Source organism: Vibrio sp. V33_P6A3T137 (assembly GCF_009904835.1).
GTDB lineage: Bacteria > Pseudomonadota > Gammaproteobacteria > Enterobacterales > Vibrionaceae > Vibrio > Vibrio metschnikovii.
On record NZ_WXWK01000058.1, the window covers coordinates 1 to 20,177 of the forward strand.

Annotated in this window: 16 protein-coding genes and 1 pseudogene; 4 read left to right on the plus strand and 13 right to left on the minus strand. The window is 44.4% G+C overall.

Features of this window, described 5'->3' with window-relative positions:
* Window positions 1–105 precede the first annotated feature (105 nt).
* Window positions 106–1,374 (plus strand): S8 family peptidase, encoded by a 1,269-nt coding sequence (locus tag CAG60_RS05665; protein ID WP_158144032.1) that lies wholly within the window; start codon window positions 106–108, stop codon window positions 1,372–1,374.
* A gap of 64 nt (window positions 1,375–1,438) precedes the next feature.
* On the opposite strand, the gene CAG60_RS05670 is transcribed toward CAG60_RS05665, so the two are convergent.
* Window positions 1,439–2,374, minus strand: a complete 936-nt coding sequence (locus CAG60_RS05670; protein WP_161425948.1) for an exopolyphosphatase — start codon at window positions 2,372–2,374, stop codon at window positions 1,439–1,441.
* A 192-nt stretch (window positions 2,375–2,566) separates the two neighbouring features.
* Entirely contained in the window at window positions 2,567–4,303 is a 1,737-nt protein-coding gene (locus CAG60_RS05675; RefSeq protein WP_004395510.1) for a methyl-accepting chemotaxis protein, read from the minus strand.
* Between the two features lie 276 nt (window positions 4,304–4,579).
* Here CAG60_RS05675 and CAG60_RS05680 point away from each other — a divergent pair, with 276 nt between their 5' ends.
* Window positions 4,580–5,053, plus strand: a complete 474-nt coding sequence (locus CAG60_RS05680; RefSeq protein WP_161438459.1) for a methylated-DNA--[protein]-cysteine S-methyltransferase — start codon at window positions 4,580–4,582, stop codon at window positions 5,051–5,053.
* Between the two features lie 27 nt (window positions 5,054–5,080).
* On the opposite strand, the gene CAG60_RS05685 is transcribed toward CAG60_RS05680, so the two are convergent.
* The 3 genes from CAG60_RS05685 to CAG60_RS05695 all read right to left on the minus strand — a co-directional run bounded on the left by CAG60_RS05685 (window position 5,081) and on the right by CAG60_RS05695 (window position 7,097).
* Window positions 5,081–5,257 carry a DUF6435 family protein gene (locus tag CAG60_RS05685; protein ID WP_161438460.1) on the minus strand — a complete coding sequence of 59 codons (177 nt, stop codon included), beginning with the start codon at window positions 5,255–5,257 and terminating at the stop codon, window positions 5,081–5,083.
* Between the two features lie 290 nt (window positions 5,258–5,547).
* Window positions 5,548–6,771, minus strand: coding sequence for an HlyD family secretion protein (locus tag CAG60_RS05690; protein ID WP_161425951.1), 1,224 nt, complete (start codon window positions 6,769–6,771; stop codon window positions 5,548–5,550).
* Window positions 6,771–7,097, minus strand: a complete 327-nt coding sequence (locus CAG60_RS05695) for an MFS transporter (RefSeq protein WP_158138242.1) — start codon at window positions 7,095–7,097, stop codon at window positions 6,771–6,773. The genes CAG60_RS05690 and CAG60_RS05695 overlap by 1 nt, the downstream gene beginning before the upstream one ends.
* 110 nt (window positions 7,098–7,207) lie before the next feature.
* On the opposite strand from CAG60_RS05695, the gene CAG60_RS05700 reads away from it, so the two are divergent.
* Window positions 7,208–8,218 (plus strand): AraC family transcriptional regulator, encoded by a 1,011-nt coding sequence (locus CAG60_RS05700; RefSeq protein ID WP_161438461.1) that lies wholly within the window; start codon window positions 7,208–7,210, stop codon window positions 8,216–8,218.
* A gap of 183 nt (window positions 8,219–8,401) precedes the next feature.
* Here the strand turns inward: CAG60_RS05700 and CAG60_RS05705 are convergent, their stop codons facing one another.
* Window positions 8,402–8,782, minus strand: a complete 381-nt coding sequence (locus tag CAG60_RS05705; protein WP_161429667.1) for a hypothetical protein — start codon at window positions 8,780–8,782, stop codon at window positions 8,402–8,404.
* Between the two features lie 501 nt (window positions 8,783–9,283).
* Between CAG60_RS05705 and CAG60_RS05710 the strand changes: the two genes are divergently transcribed.
* On the plus strand, window positions 9,284–10,684 hold the full coding sequence (locus tag CAG60_RS05710; protein ID WP_161425494.1) for an alpha-amylase family protein: 1,401 nt from the start codon (window positions 9,284–9,286) through the stop codon (window positions 10,682–10,684).
* Window positions 10,685–10,781: 97 nt separating this feature from the next.
* Here CAG60_RS05710 and CAG60_RS05715 read toward each other — a convergent pair whose 3' ends face one another.
* From CAG60_RS05715 to CAG60_RS05745, 7 genes and pseudogenes are all read right to left on the minus strand, one after another.
* Window positions 10,782–12,350 (minus strand): ATP-binding cassette domain-containing protein, encoded by a 1,569-nt coding sequence (locus tag CAG60_RS05715; RefSeq protein ID WP_161438462.1) that lies wholly within the window; start codon window positions 12,348–12,350, stop codon window positions 10,782–10,784.
* Between the two features lie 475 nt (window positions 12,351–12,825).
* On the minus strand, window positions 12,826–13,188 hold the full coding sequence (locus tag CAG60_RS05720) for a RidA family protein (protein WP_161438463.1): 363 nt from the start codon (window positions 13,186–13,188) through the stop codon (window positions 12,826–12,828).
* 14 nt (window positions 13,189–13,202) lie between these two features.
* Window positions 13,203–14,249 carry a lactonase family protein gene (locus tag CAG60_RS05725; protein ID WP_161438464.1) on the minus strand — a complete coding sequence of 349 codons (1,047 nt, stop codon included), beginning with the start codon at window positions 14,247–14,249 and terminating at the stop codon, window positions 13,203–13,205.
* Between the two features lie 80 nt (window positions 14,250–14,329).
* Window positions 14,330–16,783: a beta-N-acetylhexosaminidase gene (locus CAG60_RS05730; RefSeq protein ID WP_161438465.1), complete on the minus strand. Its 2,454-nt coding sequence runs from the start codon at window positions 16,781–16,783 to the stop codon at window positions 14,330–14,332.
* 83 nt (window positions 16,784–16,866) lie between these two features.
* A complete protein-coding gene (locus CAG60_RS05735) occupies window positions 16,867–17,496 on the minus strand; it encodes a bifunctional 4-hydroxy-2-oxoglutarate aldolase/2-dehydro-3-deoxy-phosphogluconate aldolase (protein ID WP_161438466.1) in 630 nt (209 codons plus the stop codon).
* A 16-nt stretch (window positions 17,497–17,512) separates the two neighbouring features.
* On the minus strand, window positions 17,513–18,487 hold the full coding sequence (locus tag CAG60_RS05740) for a sugar kinase (protein ID WP_161425492.1): 975 nt from the start codon (window positions 18,485–18,487) through the stop codon (window positions 17,513–17,515).
* 103 nt (window positions 18,488–18,590) lie between these two features.
* Window positions 18,591–20,114, minus strand: a pseudogene (locus CAG60_RS05745) (sodium:solute symporter family protein).
* Window positions 20,115–20,177 lie beyond the last annotated feature (63 nt).

The following is a 20,177-nucleotide window of genomic DNA, read 5'->3' on the forward strand; positions in this document are numbered from 1 at the left end:
CCTAATAATAGCTTTATTAATAAACGGTAAAACTGGCGAATGACTGCCATTGTTATGATCCTTGATGGGTGGTATTCGCCACTAACATTTTACAAGGATAAAAAAATGTTTAAGAAAAATTTCAAACGTACAGTACTGGCTGGATTATTATTGCCAACATCAATCTCACTGGCAGTTGCATCTCAGCTCAAGGATCAAGAAGTACCGAGTTTTACCCCCTCTGTTGCTGTTGAAAATCATCAAACAGAACAACGCTATTTTGTTACCTACGTGCCTGGGGCAACCAGCGGGCCTATGCGGATGAGTCAAAACGGCTTAACGGAAACTGACTTCTCACTGCAAAAAGCCGCTGATATATTAAGCACAGAGCAAGTAACCGTAATCAATCACCTCGAGTCATTACATACTTCTGTGGTTGAAATGACGCCAAGTCAAGCCAAGCAATTGCTCGATAATCCTGATGTGGCGATGATCGAAGTTGATCCAATACGTTACTTATTCGATGCAGAGATTGAACCTTACGCACAGCAAACGCCATACGGAATCCGTATGGTACAAGCGGATCAACTCTCTGACGTCTATGCAGCTAATCGTAAAGTTTGTGTAATCGATTCAGGCTATTTACGCAACCACGTAGATTTACCCAGCGCTGGTGTCACAGGCAGCACTTTCTCTGGCCATGGCTCATGGTTCACTGATGGCAATGGCCATGGAACTCACGTTGCAGGAACGATTGTCGCCCTAGATAATAATGTGGGGGTTGTCGGAGTCCTACCGTCTGGCTTAGTCGGCCTACACAACGTAAAAATCTTTAACGATTCCGGTGTCTGGACTCGCGCTTCGGATTTGATTCAAGCTATCCAATCTTGTCAAAGTGCAGGCAGTCATGTGGTAAATATGAGTTTAGGTGGTAGCCAAGGCAGCGTAACCGAACAAAACGCAATGCGTAACTTTTACCAACAAGGGATGCTCTTAGTTGCAGCAGCAGGTAACTCAGGAAACAGCGGCTTCTCATACCCGGCGTCTTATGATGCAGTGGTCTCAGTTGCGGCGGTTAACTCAAGTGGTAATGTGGCTAACTTCTCACAGTTCAATTCACAAGTTGAGCTTTCAGCGCCCGGGGTGAATGTTTTATCCACGGGAAATAATGGCGGCTACTTAAGCTATAGCGGAACCTCAATGGCTTCTCCTCACGTTGCAGGTGTCGCAGCGCTGGTTTGGAGTCACTTTCCACAATGTCGACCAGAGCGAATCCGTCAGTCACTCAGTCAAACGGCTCTCGATCGTGGTGCCGCAGGTAGAGATAATTTTTACGGTTGGGGGATAGTTCAAGCAAGAGCCGCCTATAACTGGCTATCTCGTAATGGCTGTTAGTCTCTAATATTAATACAACAAACAGGGTACTAAGTACCCTGTTTGTTATTTTCCAGAGACAAACCTAACCGTCTAAATTAATTTGTTTGATCAATTCTTCTTGTACACGGTCTGCTTCAGATAAGGGAATTTGACACGTTCCAGCAGCATGATGACCGCCGCCACCGTATTTGAGCATTAACGCACCAACATTGGTTTTGGAACTACGATCAAAAATCGATTTACCAGTAGCAAAAACAATATTCTGCTGTTGAAAACCCCACATTTTGTGAATCGAGATATTACAGTGAGGAAAGAGCGCATAAATAATGAATCGATTACCGGCGTAAATCACCTCTTCATTGGTTAAATCCAATAAAACAAGATTGCGATAGACTTTTCCACAACGTTGAATCTGTTCTTTAAATTTGACTTCATGCTCGCGATAAAGCTCTACCCGCTCCTGCACATCAGGCAGTACCAAAATTTGTTCAATACTTTGGGTACGACAATTCTCAATCAAATTCATCATTAAGTTATAGTTGGATACTCGAAACTCTTTGAATCGGCCGAGCCCAGTGCGAGCATCCATCAAGAAATTTAATAAGTTCCAACTTTGAGAATCGAGCACTTCATCGCGAGTAAATTGAGCCGAATCGCCTTTATCAACCGCCGCCATCATCTCTATCCATCGTTCTGGAAATACGGACTTCCCCCCATAATGATCCCATACTACACGCGCGGCAGAAGGTGCATTCGGGTCAATAACATGATTAGGTCGAGCGCCTTGATTACGAATGGTTTCTGATAAATGATGGTCAAACACCATATGCGCTTCTTTAACATAAGGTAAATTGGTAACAATATCGTGTTCGGTAATCTCTATCAGTCCATCTTGCATATCTTTCGGGTGTACAAACTTAATCTCATCAATCAACTCAAGCTGTTTGAGCAATACAGCGCACACCAAACCATCAAAGTCACTTCTCGTGACTAAACGGAATTTTTGTTGTTGTGACATGGCTAATTCCTTTATCTATTTTTTGTTATTCAACGGTGAAGAAACCGGAAAAATAAATACAGCACTCTTTAATATCATCGAGCTTAATAAAGCTCACCAATGATTAAAAATCAAATGAAACACTCTCTATCTGTTTATAAATCGACCCTCTTATGAGGGTCAATATGATTAATAGGCTTATGCATCAACTTATTAAGTTCGAATATGTTTAATCGCAGCATTTAAATCATCAACATTGTGCTGCAAATCCCTAACCACTGGACCAAGTTGATTGATGGCAATATTCATATCAGAAGATAGTGATTTAATATTACTGAGATTACTCGATATCTCATCACTCACTGTTAACTGCTCTTCCGTTGCCGAGGCAATAGAGGTATTAAGCTTATGGATTTCAATGGCCGAGTTTTGTATGGTACCCAATGCTTCATTAGCGGTAGACATATTCGTGCGTGTCGATTGCATTTTATCGGCACTGGAACGAATGGTTTTGGTAGACTGCTCTGCTTTTTCTTGCAGCGCAGAAATCATGGTTTCAATTTCACCCGTTGACTGTTGAGTTCGCTGGGCAAGAGAGCGAACTTCATCAGCAACCACCGCAAACCCACGCCCTTGCTCACCGGCACGAGCCGCCTCAATCGCCGCATTCAATGCTAGTAAGTTGGTTTGTTCGGCAATAGCCTTAATGACGTCAAGCACATTACCAACATTATTCGATTCATTCGCCAATTGCTGAATCACCTCAGACGTTTTGGTAAATTCGCTTTCCAGCTCACCAAACTCATGAGTCGTTTTATCAAATACCTGCTTACTGGTACTGGCTTCTTTTTCTGCACTACCGGCGTACTGCTCAGCCATCGTAGTACTTTCAGCAACGGTAGACAGTGCCGAGGTCATCTCTTCCATAGCGGTAGCCGCCATTTCTAGCTCTTGGCTCTGCTGATTCGCCACTTTTGCATTTTGCTCAGTCACATCACGAATCGTGTCTGAGATAGCAGAGATAGTATGGTTAACTTGGTTAATTTTGGTAATGGTCGAAGAATAACTAACCAAGACTTTGTTGATAGTCGAACCAATGATCCCGAGTTCATTATTACTCTTATCATCCACTCGTAGGGTTAAATCTGAATCCTTATCGACTTTTTGGAGCAAGGTTGCCATGCTGTCTATCGGTTTCACGACCTTACGATTGACAATGAAGTAGCCAAGAATGGCAATCACAAAGACAATCACTAATGAGATATTACCGATCAACACCGTATTTTTTACTTTCTGTGCGGCCTCATTCATCTGTTGACTGGTACGATTCTCCAGTTCAGTAAAAAACTTATCAATTGGAGCCATGATTTTGGCTTTTTCTTGATGGTATTGATTACTGTGTAATAACTCGATGGCCATATTACGATCCGGCGCTCTTCTGACGGTATAATTCCCACTCGCATCAGCAAACAGTCCTTTAACCGCATTCATGGCTTTGACTTCCATATTGACTAAGGCATCGGAGTTAGCTTGAGCTTCTCTCAGTAAGCGAAACTCTTGTTCAGTAAAGCCTAAATCACTCATCATTTGATTAAGCGAAATAGCCTTACCATCTCGTTTCGGTTTTTGACCATGTTGTAAAACAAGATCCCAATAAATGGTGTGGTAATTTTCTGGACGGGGTTTGTTTCCGTTACGAATATCTAAAATATCCATATACATTTTTTCGTACTTTTCATCACCGGTGACGACATAAGTACGTCCTAAACGGGTTAAATCATCAGAGCTTTGACGAAGTTCATCTGCCGCTTGATAGGATTGGTAACGAACTTGCGCCATATGTTCGACTTGGTGCATTAATCCATTGAGCTGTAGTACTGTCAATACACTGATAATAATACCCGCACCAATGACAGCAAATACGAGCTTCATAGTATTGTTGATAGTCATAACACCGCCTCTTTGTCTTTATCAACGAAAATAAATTAAGCCGTATTGTTTTTATTATTACTATCAGCATAGAACAGGGGGATAACTTATGAATGTTTTTTTTGTGACTTGTGAGAAAAAGACTGAACGCTTTTTGAACACACTTTCTTTACCATAGGCAGCGACAGGAAGGCATTAAGGGATAAAAATAACTCGTATGTTTGTGGGTAATGGATAAACTAAACAAAGAAAAATCATCAATCTAAGACTGAACACCACATCGAGGCTGTCACTACCATGAATACTTTCACCCATTACCAAAGCCCTTTTGGAGTCATGACGCTACAGGCTTGTCGACAAGGATTATTGGGTGCTTGGTTTGCTACCGAAACCACCATGCCAACAGACTTAGGTATCGAGTCCGCACACTGCCCATTACTTATCGACACCATACAGCAGCTAGAGGAATATTTTGCTGGCCAGCGCACCCAATTTTGTTTGCCTTTAGCCGCCACAGGAACGCCATTCCAGCGATCGGTTTGGCAAGCATTGGGCAACATCCCTTATGGCGAGACATGGAGCTATCAACAGTTGGCTGAGGCAATCGGTAACCCGAAAGCCGTCAGAGCGGTAGGATTAGCCAACGGAAAAAATCCACTTTCCATTATCGTTCCCTGCCATAGAGTGATTGGAAAAAATGGCAAACTAACGGGCTATGCGGGAGGTATAGAGCGCAAAGCAGGCTTATTAGCACTAGAAAGAGGCGATTAAGTACTGGGTACTAAAGCGCTCTCAGTATTACTTTTGTTCAGCTTCTAGACGCTCAATCTGCTTGTACATCTCATCCGCTTCAAAGGTGAGCTGCGAGTAAGTCCGAATATCCCCTTTTCTCTGCGCCAGCATCGCATTTTCGAGCTTCAGAGCATGTTGTTTTCTAAGCTTTTTGGTTGGGTCAGATTTAAATATTGAAAACATTAAGCCATTCCTTGATTTGATAATTGGTCATATTAAAGTTCTACGTAGGATCTATTACCTTAGATCATTGATATAACATAACGACCAAAAACACCCACCGTTTGTAAAGTAAAAAACTTTTTATCGCCCACCAATCACCATACTTTTAATCTAGCTTGCTGGGCAGCGCCTGCCGGTCTGCTCTACGGTGCTATTGTCTTCCTCAGGTGAAGTAGACCATCTTTTACAGCACTGAATTATATAAAGAGCCGACAAATCACTACCAAACCATCCCGCGAAGTCAAGATCCCCTAAATTGAGTAGAAGAAATACAACTGAGATTTCATACGAATAACGATACCGCGGATCACATCAAGAAAAGAAAGGAAACCTATCGGTTTTTCGCCGCTGACCCAAGCCAAACCGACCGAACCAACAGGTAAATCATAACCTTCAGGTTCCTCGATTTTTAAACGAACAAAGTGATGTTTATTGGCTAAGTTCTTACCTGTGGTTACTCTTATCGAATCATCCCAACCCAATAGATTTCCCTGTGCTTCTCCTGTCGCCTCAACAATACCTTCCACTTGTGCAGAGAAAATTTTTCCAGGATAGACGGAAGAAGCAAATTCCGCACTTTGACCAACTTTCACATTACGAATAGCTTGGTGATTCACCCTCATCAGCACGTATTTTTCATTGGTATACATTTGTAGTCTCGGCATCATCGATACACGCTGCCCCTCACGCAAAATAAAGTTGGTGACAAACCCATCGGCAGGCGCATAAACCAAAGTACTATCGAGATCCCATTGCGCACTCGCGACTTGTTCTCTTGCTTTAGCGAGATCGGTCATGCGCATTTCTACCGTCAATTTAGCCCTAGCAATATCTAATTCTGCTCGATTCGCATCGACTTCCTTTTTCTTTAACGACGATTGCAACGTCGCAATATTATGCTTAGCTAATTCAACCGCGGTTGTCTGTTTATCGATATCACTTTGAGTAATGGTATTATTGGCTACTCGATTTTGCTCAACATATCGCCTTAATGTGCTAGTTTGCAGTTGGTGTTCAGCACGTGCGGCTGCCAACTGGCTCTTCGACATTTCAAGTTCTTGTCGTGCAGATTCATGACTCGCTTGCGCAATAGCGATGTCTTTTTTTGCTACATTAAGAGCGGATTTCGCTGCTTGCACCATGACTTCTGCTTGGTTAAGCGCAATTTTATAAGGCGTATCATCCAACTGATAAATCGGCTGGCCTTTGCTGATCGGTTGGTTAGGTGAAATAAAAATCTTTTCAACCTTACCATTAACCTTGGATGAATCAGGACGCAGTTGAATATGAGGCGATTGCACTACAGAACCACCTGAGAGATCCATCGGGGTAAAATTGATTAACCCAACCCAAACAAACATTAACCAAGATACTCCTCCCATATAAGAGAACGTTTTAGTGGCTTTATTCCAAGGCATTCCGACCATGCGTAACAAATAAATGAAAAGCGCCCATACCGCTAAACCTTCAATCATTACTTCTTCTCCTGCAGTTCGGCGTCTGTCTCTGGTACACCTTTCCAAGTATTACGCAAGTGAATGATTGCTTTATCCATATCAACAAAAGCAATAACAACCGCTAATACCCACACCCAATGCCAAATGAATCCAATCCATGTTAGTGCCGTGATAAGGCCTAACTGATGATGATCTTTGCTGTGTGCTTTATTGATCGGCAATTCGTGAATTTTCCAAAAACCAAACCCTGCCGCCGCGATACTCACGACTAAAACGACAGTCGCCATCACATGCAAAGCCGTATCAGCGCCAGTATCGACAAAAGGTAAACTAAGCAGACTCATCTAATTCTCCCAAAGTGCATTTTCGCACTATTGTGTTCATAAGTTGATAATCCACTCAGCTTGTGACAGATTACTTCATTATCCATAGAATTATGATGTAATTGGTAGTTATGGAAATTAAATCGGTTCGTTTTGCTCGTGCTATCTCTTTCATTAATTTGCATCACAGTGCAAAGCGTATGTATGGTTTATCACAAGAACAATTGGGTATCCCAGACTCTGTTTTTCATCATGCGATGAACCTCATCCCTCAAACAGAATTGAATCGACTTTATACTAACTTAGCTCATTTTACCGAACCTGATTTCATTCTAAAACTAAGCAAAGATCTGGATATTGAGAAACTTGGCCCGATTGGACGCTGGCTTTTCTCTGGTCATGATTTATCCAGCACCATTCGGCGCATTAACTACGGCATAAGCTGCCTCCAATCTGGCGTCTTTCTCGCGGGATCTCAAATAGGACCAATTGTAAAATGGACCTATGAAAATCCATTTGTTGATCCCAACGTCAGAGTGCATGACAGCATTCGAATTGCAGTATTTATGACCAAAGTTATCCGAGAATATCTAGGAAAAGAGTTTAAACCTCGTCGCGTGATGTTATCTGGTTCACGCACTAATCATGCTTTATATCAAGATTACTTTGGTTGTGATGTCGGTTGGAACCACAATAAAACTGAAGTGTGGCTTCATTCTGATGATCGACTAGCCGTAAGGCAAAAAAAACGCATGACGAATAAACGTCTTGCCATGAATTTTTCTGATCTCGACGATCTACTGAATATGCCAGTACCGGAAGATGAGCTAAAATCGATCTACGAGCTCATCAATTACAGCTGTCACTACGGCCTACCGACCTTAAAACGAGTCGCAGACTTGATGTCGATTTCAGAACAACAATTACAAAGACGTCTGCATGCTCAAGGATTAAATTTTTCTACGGTTTGCGGCTATGTTTTAAGTAATCAAGCCGTAAACTTACTAACACATGGCATAACCATCGATATCATCGCACAAAGATTAGGCTATACTAATATAGCGAGTTTCAATCGAATGTTTAAAAAACATCGAGGATTAACACTGGCTCAATATGTTCAGCGTTTCCATGATGCTTGCTGACGAGGCTATTAACACATACGATAGACTTTTCTAGAGTCTATCTCATCCTTGCTTTTAAACAATCACACACCTCTAATGCAGCTTAACTTTATGTAGCCGTCAACAAGGCGCCAGCAAACTTGAATCTGCTAACGCCTTAAGTCAAGATAAGATGATGGATGATACGCCAATTAGTGCTGAATTTTACTCGTCATCAATATCACAATTAGTACAACTTTGTAGGGCGATTTCGTGTTCAAAGTCAATCGACTCGCTACCCTCGACCAATAGCTCTGCGATCTCATCCGCCACTTCTCGCTCATCTTCGGCTTCAACTTGATCAGCAAGCTCTTCTTCAGAGTAACCAAAGAAGTTAAGCAACAAATAATCACGCGCTTCGTCTTTCGTGCACGTCACTTTAACCGAAAGATCCGGTTCGATGCTGTCTTGCGCCGTGATTGTCGCCACTTGTGCTAATACGTCCTCTTTCATCGTCGCCGTTAACCAACCCAAATCAGTACTCACTGTGGTTTTTTTACAGTTAAAACAAGGGAGTGGATGAAAGTAATATTGAAAATTAGTCATGGGTTATTTCTTCTTTGTCTGTGATTTAGCAAGATTATCCGCGTTTTTGCAAAAAATACTATACCCAAACGACTTGAAGTTGCAGGTAGGCGGCAAGTGAGTGAATCCCCATGAGCATAGGCAAACTATGCGATTGGGATGAACGTAGCCAACACCGCTGCAGCTTCAAGTAGAAAGGGGATATCTCAATAGTCATTACAGTTAGAACTTACCGTACGATAGCTGATCACTCTTGGTACTTGAATCGAAGAGATGGGTAAGTGTGAAGCCATCCAATGATCGATAAATAGAGGACAGAAGATAAAGTTTGAGTAACATCACTTTTTGTTGTCATACCAGAAGCTTGTCAAACATGGTACAAATTTTCAGCTGTGCCACAATTTTGCTATTTACCGCCCTACACAGTTTGAATTGGATCAATGATTCCCAACCAAGTCATTCACAGAAAGAATGACTTTTATATGATTTCTCTCGATTTTATAATAATAAGAGAAGCATCTAATGAAACCATCGTACCTTATTGCTTACGCTGCGCTGATCAGCGCAGGTTTTACCACCAGCGTGCAAGCTGACGCCATCTTGCATGCTTTTAACTGGAAATATAGTGATGTGACTGCCAACGCAGAGCACATTGCCGCAGCGGGTTACAAGAACGTGCTGGTTTCACCAGCGATGAAATCCAGTGGCAACGAATGGTGGGCACGCTATCAACCTCAAGATCTTCGAGTGATTGACTCACCAATCGGCAACAAAACCGATTTTAAAACCATGGTTAATACCCTACGTACTTATGGCGTTGGCGTTTATGCTGATGTGGTGCTCAATCATATGGCGAACGAAACTTGGAAGCGCAGCGACCTCAACTATCCAGGTAGTGAAATATTGACCAACTACGCGAATCAAGCGAGCTACTACCAACAGCAAACCCTGTTTGGTGATTTAACCCAAAACCTGTTCTCAGCCTATGATTTTCATCCTGAAGGTTGTATTACCGATTGGAGTAACCCAGGTCACGTGCAATATTGGCGTTTATGCGGTGGCCCGGGAGATCGCGGCTTACCCGATTTAGCAGCCAACGATTGGGTACTTGAACAGCAAAAAGCCTACCTACGCGCACTAAAGCAAATTGGTATCAGCGGCTTTCGCATTGATGCTGTGAAACACATGAGTCAATACCACATCGATCAAGTGTTTACCCCTGATATTATTGCCGATATGCATGTTTTTGGCGAAGTGATCACCAGTGGTGGCCTAGGTGATGCCACTTATGATGGGTTTCTGGCCCCTTATTTAAATAACACTAACCATGCCGCTTATGACTTCCCACTGTTTGCCTCCATTCGCGCCGCGTTTTCCTATCAGGGTTCCATGACCTTATTGCATGATCCACACGCTTATGGACAAGCCTTGGATAATGCACGAGCGATTACCTTTACTATCACCCATGACATTCCGACCAATGATGGCTTTCGTTATCAGATCCTCGATCCGCAAGATGAACAGCTCGCTTATGCCTATATCCTAGGTAAAGACGGCGGCACGCCGCTGATTTACAGCGATGCCCTTGCGGCGAACGAAGATAGAGATAATGGTCGCTGGGCGAACGTTTGGAATCAACCGACTATGCTGAAAATGTTACGTTTTCATAACGCAATGCAAGGCCAATCGATGACCATGATACATAGCGACCCATGCTTGCTGGTGTTCAAGCGTGGCAAACAAGGGGTGGTCGGCATCAATAAATGTGGAGAAGCGAAGCCCATCACCATCGATACCTATCAACATGAATTCAATTGGTATCGCGCTTATCAAGATGTATTAAGCGATGACGAGTTTATCGTTAATAACCGTTACCACATGTTATCAATCCCTGCACGTTCCGCTCGAATGTGGATGCAGTAATTGCTTGAGTACCATGGTCTGATTACAAAAGGAGTGACTTAAAGTCACTCCTTATTTTTCTTAGGCATCCACTGTTATAAAAATCAATATTCTCTCATCACAGCTCAATTTGCCTCTTCACTCCCGAATCTGTGGCAAAATCATCATCATGACTGACGAGAATAAATCCGCCACGATAATCATATAAAGCTTGAGCTAGGATGATTTTAGAATCCAAATCAAGATGATTATCCGGTTCATCAAGTAGCAGTAATGGCTGCTGCGGTTGATGACTGGCAATCAACATGGCTAATTTCATCTTCTCACCGCCGCTTAAAGTCCCACCAAGACGAAAGACACTCTCACGACGAAAGCCAATACCCGCGAGCAATGTTCTAGCTTCTCCCGCTTGCATACCATCACATTGCTCTAGCAGGTTATCGAGCATTGACAATTGCGGCACAATCACCGCGAAATGTTGATCAAGATAATAGATTGGCGCGCTCCGTTGCAGCGAGCCTTGCTTAAGTGAAAGCTTGCCGAGTAAGGTTTTCAACAAGGTTGATTTACCACTGCCATTAGCGCCAATAAGGTGAATTTTTTCATCCACTTTCACTTGCCAGTTGATGGGTTCATTGCGCCCGAAAGCCAATACCGCATCGAACAATGCAACGGCATGACGCGGTCGATTAACGGTATCCGCCAAATAGAGTTTTTGCTGACTTATCGACTCTTTCCTCGCCTTTAATGCTTGTTGTTTAGTCTCTAAATGAACTTGACGCCGCTGCTGATTTTTAGTGCGATTGGCGCTACGCGCGGTGGCTCTATCTTGCTGAAAATCCAATAAGCTTGTCGCCTGACTACCCGATTTACGTAATTTGTTCCCTTGCGCTGCTCTTTGCTGTGCTTTTTCACGATTTCGCTGCGCTTGTATCATTAATTGCCGTTGCTGCTTGTCAAGATTGGAAAGCTGGCGCTCTAACGCCTGCGACTCGTGACGCTTTTGCTCGGCGTACACATCATAATTTCCGCCAAAGATTTGCAGACCAAGGCTAGATAACTGCCAAATCTCCTCCATCTCTCGCAAGAATAAACGGTCATGGCTAATCAGCAAAATCGCCCCCTTGAAAGCCCGCATCGCCTCAAGCAACCACTGCTTGGCCGCCCCATCAAGATGGTTAGAGGGCTCATCAAGGATCAATAATTCAAGCGGACTACTCAACAGTTGCCAAAGCTGCAATCGCGCCAACTGTCCACCGCTCAGCTGTGCGCAAGCAAAGTGAGGATCAGCCGGTAACCCGATGGCGTTTAGTTGCTGAGTCAGTTGCTGCAGCAAATCCCACTGCTCGCCAATCACATCGAACCAATGCGCTGAGCAATCACCGGACTCAACGTGTTTTAGCGCTTCAAGTACATCGGCTTTACCTAAAAACTGAGCAATAGACAGGTCGCTAGCTAATAAGTGCGAAGCTTGCTGACGATAAATGGCCATCGACTTCGCTCGGGTTATCGTACCGCTCGATGGTGGTAGATCACCGCTTAATATCGCCGCTAATATCGATTTACCCACCCCGTTACGGCCAACTAAACCGATACGCTGACTTTTAATGGTAAACGACAATGACGCAAACAACCTATCGCCATTAGCAAATTGATAGCTGATATTCTCAGCCTGTAAAACTGGCATGATTTGCCTCCTGTAAGTCAGGGACAACCGCCGCCGCTAAGCTATAACGAAAATGAGATTCAAAGCCAAGGCACGCTCTGATTGAAGAGCTATGCGGGTAATAAGGCAAAGAATGATCGGAAAGTGAGCTACGCCGACTAACCCTGTCGATCCAAAAATAAATGAAAAAAATGGATAACAGGCTCAGTTATTCATGTGGGCGTACTCTCCTAAAGAAATGAGGCCACCAGATTAGGAGATTTCAGCTAGAGAAGTCAAGAGGAGAAAGAAGGGGGAGTTTAGCAAATCTATCATCAATCTTGTGCTTGTTTTCACCGTGGTGAGCTTAGTCGTCGCCTCTTTGCGCTCTAAGAAATCGCTCGATTAGACTAGATCGCACTAACTAGCTAAAAGCCCAAAGAGACATCAACAAAAATACCACTCTGTTCAATACAAGTGGCATTTTATTATCCCGACAAGAGCTAACGATGAGTGGTTATTGGTACTTCTCACCTGCTGCAGCGACGAATGCCATTTCTACTAAGAGTTCAGGATTCGCCAATTCAACTTTGACGCAAGCACGGCTTGGTGCGCAGCCTTCAGGGAACCATGTATCCCATACTTCGTTTAGCGCATCGAAGTTAGCAAAATCCGTCACGTAAATCGTCACAGATAGAATGCGCGACTTATCACTGTCAACACTGGCTAACATTTGCTCAGCTTGGTCGAAAATCTGTTGTACTTGCCCTTTCATATCCGCAGTGGTATCGGCTTCTGCCACCTCAACAAAATTGGCAATACCGTTGAATACCGTAACATCAGACCAACGTTTGCATGGATTAATACGATGAATTATCATGTTATTTCTCTTAATTATTGTTTCTCAACCAAGCACACAGGTGCACCAACATCACACGAGTATCCGGTTGGAGTGATAGCGCCAGTTTCCGGATTCCTATGAAAGCTAGCGACATTATTCGAATGTTGATTAGCAACGAGCATCCACTGCCCGTCACGGGATAAAACAAAATCTCTTGGAAACTTACCACCACAATCGGACATCGCAATTTGAACCGGGATATTACTCGTTACATCAAATGTACTGATCACGTTTTGCGCACGGCATGAGACATAGACAAAACGCTCATCCGCAGAGAGACGAATCGCAGACGCAGCTTCTTTGTTTTCTTCATCGGCTAGCAGCTTAACTTGCTGAGTCAGATTCCATTGCTCGCCGTGCTTGCAAAGTACCACCAGCGTTTCGGACAATTCACACACCACGTACGCAATAGACTCTTCACTGTTGAAAACCAAATGACGAGGACCTGATCCAGCAGGCATAGCGACGCTTTGTGCGAGTGAAAAGCTGCATGCCTCACCGTCATTTTCAAAGTCATAAAAATGGACACTATCTGTGCCTAAATCGACCACAGCAAGTTGCTTGGTGTGATTAAGAAACGTTGCTTGATGCGCATGAGACGAGGCTTGACGAGCAATATTGGGACCACTGCCTTCCACATATAATTCTGCAATAGATTTCAACGGATTACCATACTCATCAATGTGGTAAACACTTACATTGCCGGAACCGTAGTTGGCCACAGCAAGTAGCGGGGCTTTGATGTCGACATAGCAAGGATAGTCGCCTTCAATTGGCAATGCATAGCTGTCTGTATTTTCAGCAAAAATCAGCTCTGCACCTTCCAAGCGTTCTACTTCATTAAAGGTGTATAAGCCATGTTCGGTAACCGTAAGATAAGACGGATTGCGTGTCGTTCTCATCGCGTCTGGCACGAGGTCGTGATTGATTGTCAGTAAACCAGTAGTCGAATCGAGAGAGACACACGCGATACCATGACTTTGACTTGGTGAATCGGTATAGGTGCCCACATAAAAATGTAAGTGACCATTTAATGTCATGAGAAAACCTTTCGGAGATATAATAATGCTTAACCGTTAAGATTCCGCCTGTGATACCAGACGGCAATCTCTTTTAGTTATCAATCGGTTAAAGTGTGAAGCAACTGCTCAGTTGGTACGACAATAGCGACAATAGTTTCATCAAAAATAATCGCATTTTCATTGATGATACGTTGATACGCTTCAACATCAGATTGGCCCATACCACTGCCCTGCTTAGCAAGTTCAATCAAGGTTAAACCTAAATCGGCAACTTTAATGGCAGCTTCTGCAACTGGCACTGTTTCTACCGACGCCACATTTGCCGCGAAAATAGGTTTGGCTTGCTGCGCCGCTAATTTAATATTTTGATAATGCATCGCTAACGCATCCAACGCAGTTATATCACCTTGAGCATAAGCCACGACCAAATCTTGCATCTCGTACACTGCTAGGCTTTCTACTGGTAATGCGTCCGCAAAGCGGTTTAATCGTTCGTACTGGTTGTATAAATCGCCTTTGTTTGGTGTAGAGATCCACTTCTCCCAGTGACGAGCGTAGTATTGAGCTGGCTCAATGTACTTCGCTAACATTTGTAGCGGTGTTTCGTCCGCACCATTGGCAAGACGTTTCAACATCATATTGGCATCGGCATGATGACGCAAGCCAAGCGAAATTTCAGACCATGTATCTATTACCTTCATGCGCCTGTACATGCTGCGTTCATCGGTCAGGTCTTGACTCGACCATAGACGCTCAGCAATTGCGTAGCTTCTCGGCCATAAACGTTGCTCGATGGTCATTGAATCGAGGTTCTCTCCCCAAATGGTGATTTCTCCACCCAAGATTAGCTGCTGTTCTTTCTCGGTCAGTTCTGCCGGATAACCGCCATTAGGCTCGGGAATTATACTACCTTCCATGTCACTGATCGCCACTAATTCTCCAGTCGTAGGCCAACGAACATTGCCAATCAACTGGTAACTACTATCTTTCAACTTGCCATCCGCAAAGTCATAATTGAACTCGGTATAAGACATAAAGTTATCGAAGTGGCCTCTAAATTTCACACCCGGTAGGTACTCAATGATGAACACCTCTTCGCGAGACTTACCGTTGTAATCGGTAAACGCACGGTAGCTGCCGTCTGTCGCTTTAATAATGGTTAGATTACCTGTACGCGGACCACCTTTGTTGCGCGGTTTCACCCAATTATAAGTCGCGAATTTCTCATCTTGATATAGTTGGTCATCTACCGTAATTCCTTTCGGTATTGGGTCATTGCGGTAGTGATAGCTGGTTGGTTGAGGCTGGTCTAGATAATAACCTGTTGAGAGAATACCTTGGTAGCCCTCTTTTGCTGCTCGACCAATACTGTCGTGCCCTTGCCAGCTTTGAATCACAATCGAAGTAGGAAGATCTTTGTGCCAGATTTCATCCCAACCTGTCATCTTCTTGCCGCGTGCTTCCAGCATTTGTTCAACCTTAGTATTCAAATACGATTGCAGACCACGCTCACCATCTAAGTTATTGTCTTTGATAAATTGCTGAATCTTGGGGTTGTCTTTCCACTGTTGGTAATTAGGCTCATCACCGCCGATATGGAAATACTCATCTGGAAAGAGCTCGACCACTTCGTCAAACACGCTCGCCAGCATCTTGTAAAGTTCGGGATTGGTAGGGTCCATTAACGGTTCAAACACACCCCAGCCACGTTGATGTGGATAAGATTGCTCGCCCATACCAGACATCAACTCAGGGTATGCGTGCGCTACTGCCGAAGCATGTCCCGGCAAAGAGATTTCAGGGATAACTCGAATGCCAAGGTTACGCGCATAATTCACCACATAGCGGATTTCATCTTTGGTGTAGTAATCACCATCTGCGGTGTCTTGCCACAGTTTTTGGTAATTATCGAGTTGGATACGGATCGCTTGGTCATCCCACATATGCCAATGGAAGACATTCATTTTTGCTGATGCCATCGCATCGAGTTGGCGAAGGATCACATCGAGTTCAATAAAGTGACGGGAAGTGTCGTAAGAAACACCACGCCAAGGAAAACGCGGCTCATCTTGAATCGACACTGCAGGAACAAAGTACCCTGTCGCATCCGTAGTCACTAACTGCAAAAAGGTTTCTAAACCATGGAAAGCACCGTAAGGGCGTTCGGAGCGAATGATGATCTGACCATTGCGCGATTCCAGTTGATAAGACTCATCACTATTAATGTCTTGCACCTCTGACTTCGGCGCATTGCGAATATCAATCACCAAGGTCGCGTCTTTTTCCGACTCGGCATACCAGTTCAACATTGGTAAGCCAGTTTGGCGATATAAACGCTCCATAGTGCGCTTTATGTTGAACTGCACCCGCGGTGAATCATAGCCTTTGATGTAAATGCTGAAGGATTTATCCAGTGAGATTTTCCCCTGCCCCAGCTCTACATTTTGTGGATAAGGCATTAGGTTAAGATCGGTGTTGGGAGTCATCGCCATCGCTGCCGTTGGAATTGTGATTAAGCCTGAAATGAGTAGTACTAATGTTCCTTTGTTCATCCGCGCCATCCTATCGTTGTTATTCAACCCGAGTCACTCTGTTTAAAAGAAGCATGTGACTCGGCCAAAACACTTTGTTTGAGTTATGCGACCAGCTCCACCGCTTCACGAACCAGCTTGCCAACCTCGTCCCACTGTTCGTTTTCAATTAAGCTCGGTGCCACCATCCAAGTACCACCGCAACAAACCACACGGTCGATGGCTAAGTAATCATTGACGTTATTTTTGCCAATACCACCCGTCGGCATCAAACTCACATCGACATAAGGTGCCAGTAGCGATTTCACCATCGCAATACCGCCGCTCGCTTCCGCAGGAAAGAATTTGAGGAAGTTCAAACCCAGCTCAAGTGCTTGTTCAACCTGACTTGGACTGTTCACACCCGGTACGATTGGCATGTTGATTTCTTGGCAGCGACGTACCGTATTTGGATTCAACCCCGGCGCGACAATAAACTCTGCGCCCGCGTCTTTCGCTTGGGTAATTTGCTCTGGCGTCAATACTGTACCTGCACCGATGCACATTTGCGGATATGCGTCACGCATGGCTTTAATCGCATCGGCTGCCGCTTCTGTTCGAAACGTCACTTCTGCGACTGGCAGGCCGTTTTCTACTAGTACTTTCGCCAATGGAATCGCGTGCTCAACTTTGTTGATTTGGATAACTGGAATAACTTTGAATTGCTGAAGTTGTTTAATCATTGCTTGGGACATAATACGTTCTCGGAAATTATCGAATGAGATGAGCCATGGCGTCGTTTGGAATGATCGCGCCAGGATATTGAATAACGGTTGCGGCTAGTCGGTGACCGAGTTGAGCAGACTGCTCACAGCTTTGTCCGGTCAATCGCCCAGCCAAGTAACCAGCGGCAAAGGAATCGCCAGCAGCACAGGTGTCGATCACTTTCTCGACCTTCTCTGCAGCTACGTAAGCGCTTTGCTTTTCTATGTTTTGATGCCTGAGGTTTTGTTTGTCATCACCTTGCGACCAAACCAGCTTGCATGGTTCGCAGCCACGTTTGATCACGATTTCTGGGCAGCCAAAGCTAAGGCAGCGCTGCTCGGCACTTTCTTCTTCCCCCCACACTAAGACATCATCGTCTTCTGTGATAAGTGCAATGTCGACTAAAGGCAGAATTTGGCTGTACCAATGTTTCGCCTCTTCTGCAGACCAAAGTTGAGGACGGAAGTTATTATCAAAGATAATTTTGCCTCCACCTTGTGAGAACAGACTTAACGCCTTTTTAAGCCTTACCTTGCTATCGTCATTTAAAATCGCAATGCTGATGCCACTTAGGTAGAGGTAATCCAGTTCTTGGTTCGTAATCGCAGACTCTAATTTATTGAGTGAAGAGGTAGAGAAGTAGCTTTTAACAGCTGCGCTATCACGCCAATAAAGAAAGCTGCGCTCGCCTTCTTGATCTGTCTGCACCATATACAACCCCGGCAACTGAGCTGGGAAGATCTCGACAAGATCAGTTGCAATGCCTTCTTGTTGCCAGTTTTCCAGAAGTTCTTGAGAAAGTACGTCTTCCCCAAGACCGGTCGCGTAAGACACTCGGACAGGTTGCTGATTAGTCAGGCGAGAGAGGTAAAGTGCAGTATTGAGCGTGTCGCCCCCAAAACCTTTGCGAATTGGGTCGCCGCTCAGTTCAATCATGCATTCGCCAAAGAAAGCAATTTTAGTATGGGATGAATCCGTCATCGTTCACCTAATTTGGATAGATTTAGAATAGTGGCTCGGGGGAGCCACCCGTTTGTCAGGCGCTTATCAACGAGTTTCTGCTCGAGCCGGAAACTATCTTCTGTTAAGCATTTTGATTTGCCGCAGTTGTGCGGTTTTGTAGAGAAGCATCTTGTTCCAGAAGACCTTTATCAGACAATTCCATTTCCATCAGAGCACGCTCATCATCAAGGATTGCTTTCGCTATTTCTGGTGAAACTTGGTTAGCTGGAGTCACTAGGCTTACTACCACACCTGCGGTTAGGGCAAATAAGCAAGATGGAATCACTGGGTTACCCCAAAAAGTGGTCAGGTCTGGGCTCATCATTACTGCAAATGAAGCCATAGATGCACCGGCCAATGTTGCCAATGCACCTTGTCAGTTGTAACGCTTCCAGAAGCGACCCAACATACCGCAGACAAACATACCAGACATGACTGTCGAGATCATCTTAGTGATATAGCTGATGATGTCGTTCGAGGTTAGTGCGAACAGCAATGCACAACCGATCACTACAATCAGAGCCAAGCGAGAGTAATTCAACATGGATTCTTTGTTTGGCACGCGACCTGTGAACATGACGTAAACATCACGCAGTAAGATAGACACGCCCGCAATCGCATCTGAACTTGCACTCGACATGGTTGCCGATAAACCCGCAATCAGAACAATAAGACCGACGCCTGCTGGCAATATCGTTGCTGCGATATACGGGAAAGCAAAGTTCGCGTTGTTCAGTTCAGGGTCCATCGCATGCGCCGCCATGCCAATAACTGCTGGGATGATTGAGAAGAACAAGTACAGCACACCAGACGCCACGAATGAACGACGGATGGTTGATACATCTTTACCTGAGTAAATACGTTGGCGGAATGAAGGCGTTGCAAGTACACCCACACCAATCACGACAGCAAGAGAAACCGCAGGAATTAAACCCAGCTTATCAATCGCAAGGAAGCTGACTGCTTCTGGGTCCATAGCAGAATAAAGGTTGTCTAAACCACCTATGTGCTGCACAGACAGTACCGCCATTAGAATGAAGCCGACAAACAAGATGATGGCTTGAATGGTATCCGTCCAAACTACGGCAGTGTAACCGCCAATAACAACATAAATGGTAAACGCTGCTGCGATAATCATCTTCGCAGTGCTGAGCTCAATATCGGCAATCCACGCTAAGTACATACCACCTCCAAGGATGTGTGCGCCCAGCCAGCCAATACAAGCGATAAAGATAAGCAGACCAACCACGTTCTTCACGATGCGGTTTGCACCCACGTAGTAGGCAAGTTCTTCACTCATCGTCATGAAGTTAAGTTTACGAACCGGTGCAAACCACAGCGCCAATAGTAAAATACCAATTGCGCCGCCAATGCCGTAAAGCGCACCAGCCCAACCGTTTGAGTAACCAAAGCCGACCGCGCCCATACTTGAGCCCGTGCCAACCATGGTTGCTATCGTGGTACCTAATACGAGAAACAGAGGTAAGCTTCGACCACCGAGTAGAAAGTCTTCACCTGATTTTTGGTTACGAGAAACAAACCACCCCAACCAAATTAAAAATAAGACATACGCACCGAAGCCGGTAAGAAATAGTGTACTGTTCATTGAACACCTCTTATATAAAATCCATCTTTCAGATTGATATAATTCCAGCAGCAAGTATTAGAT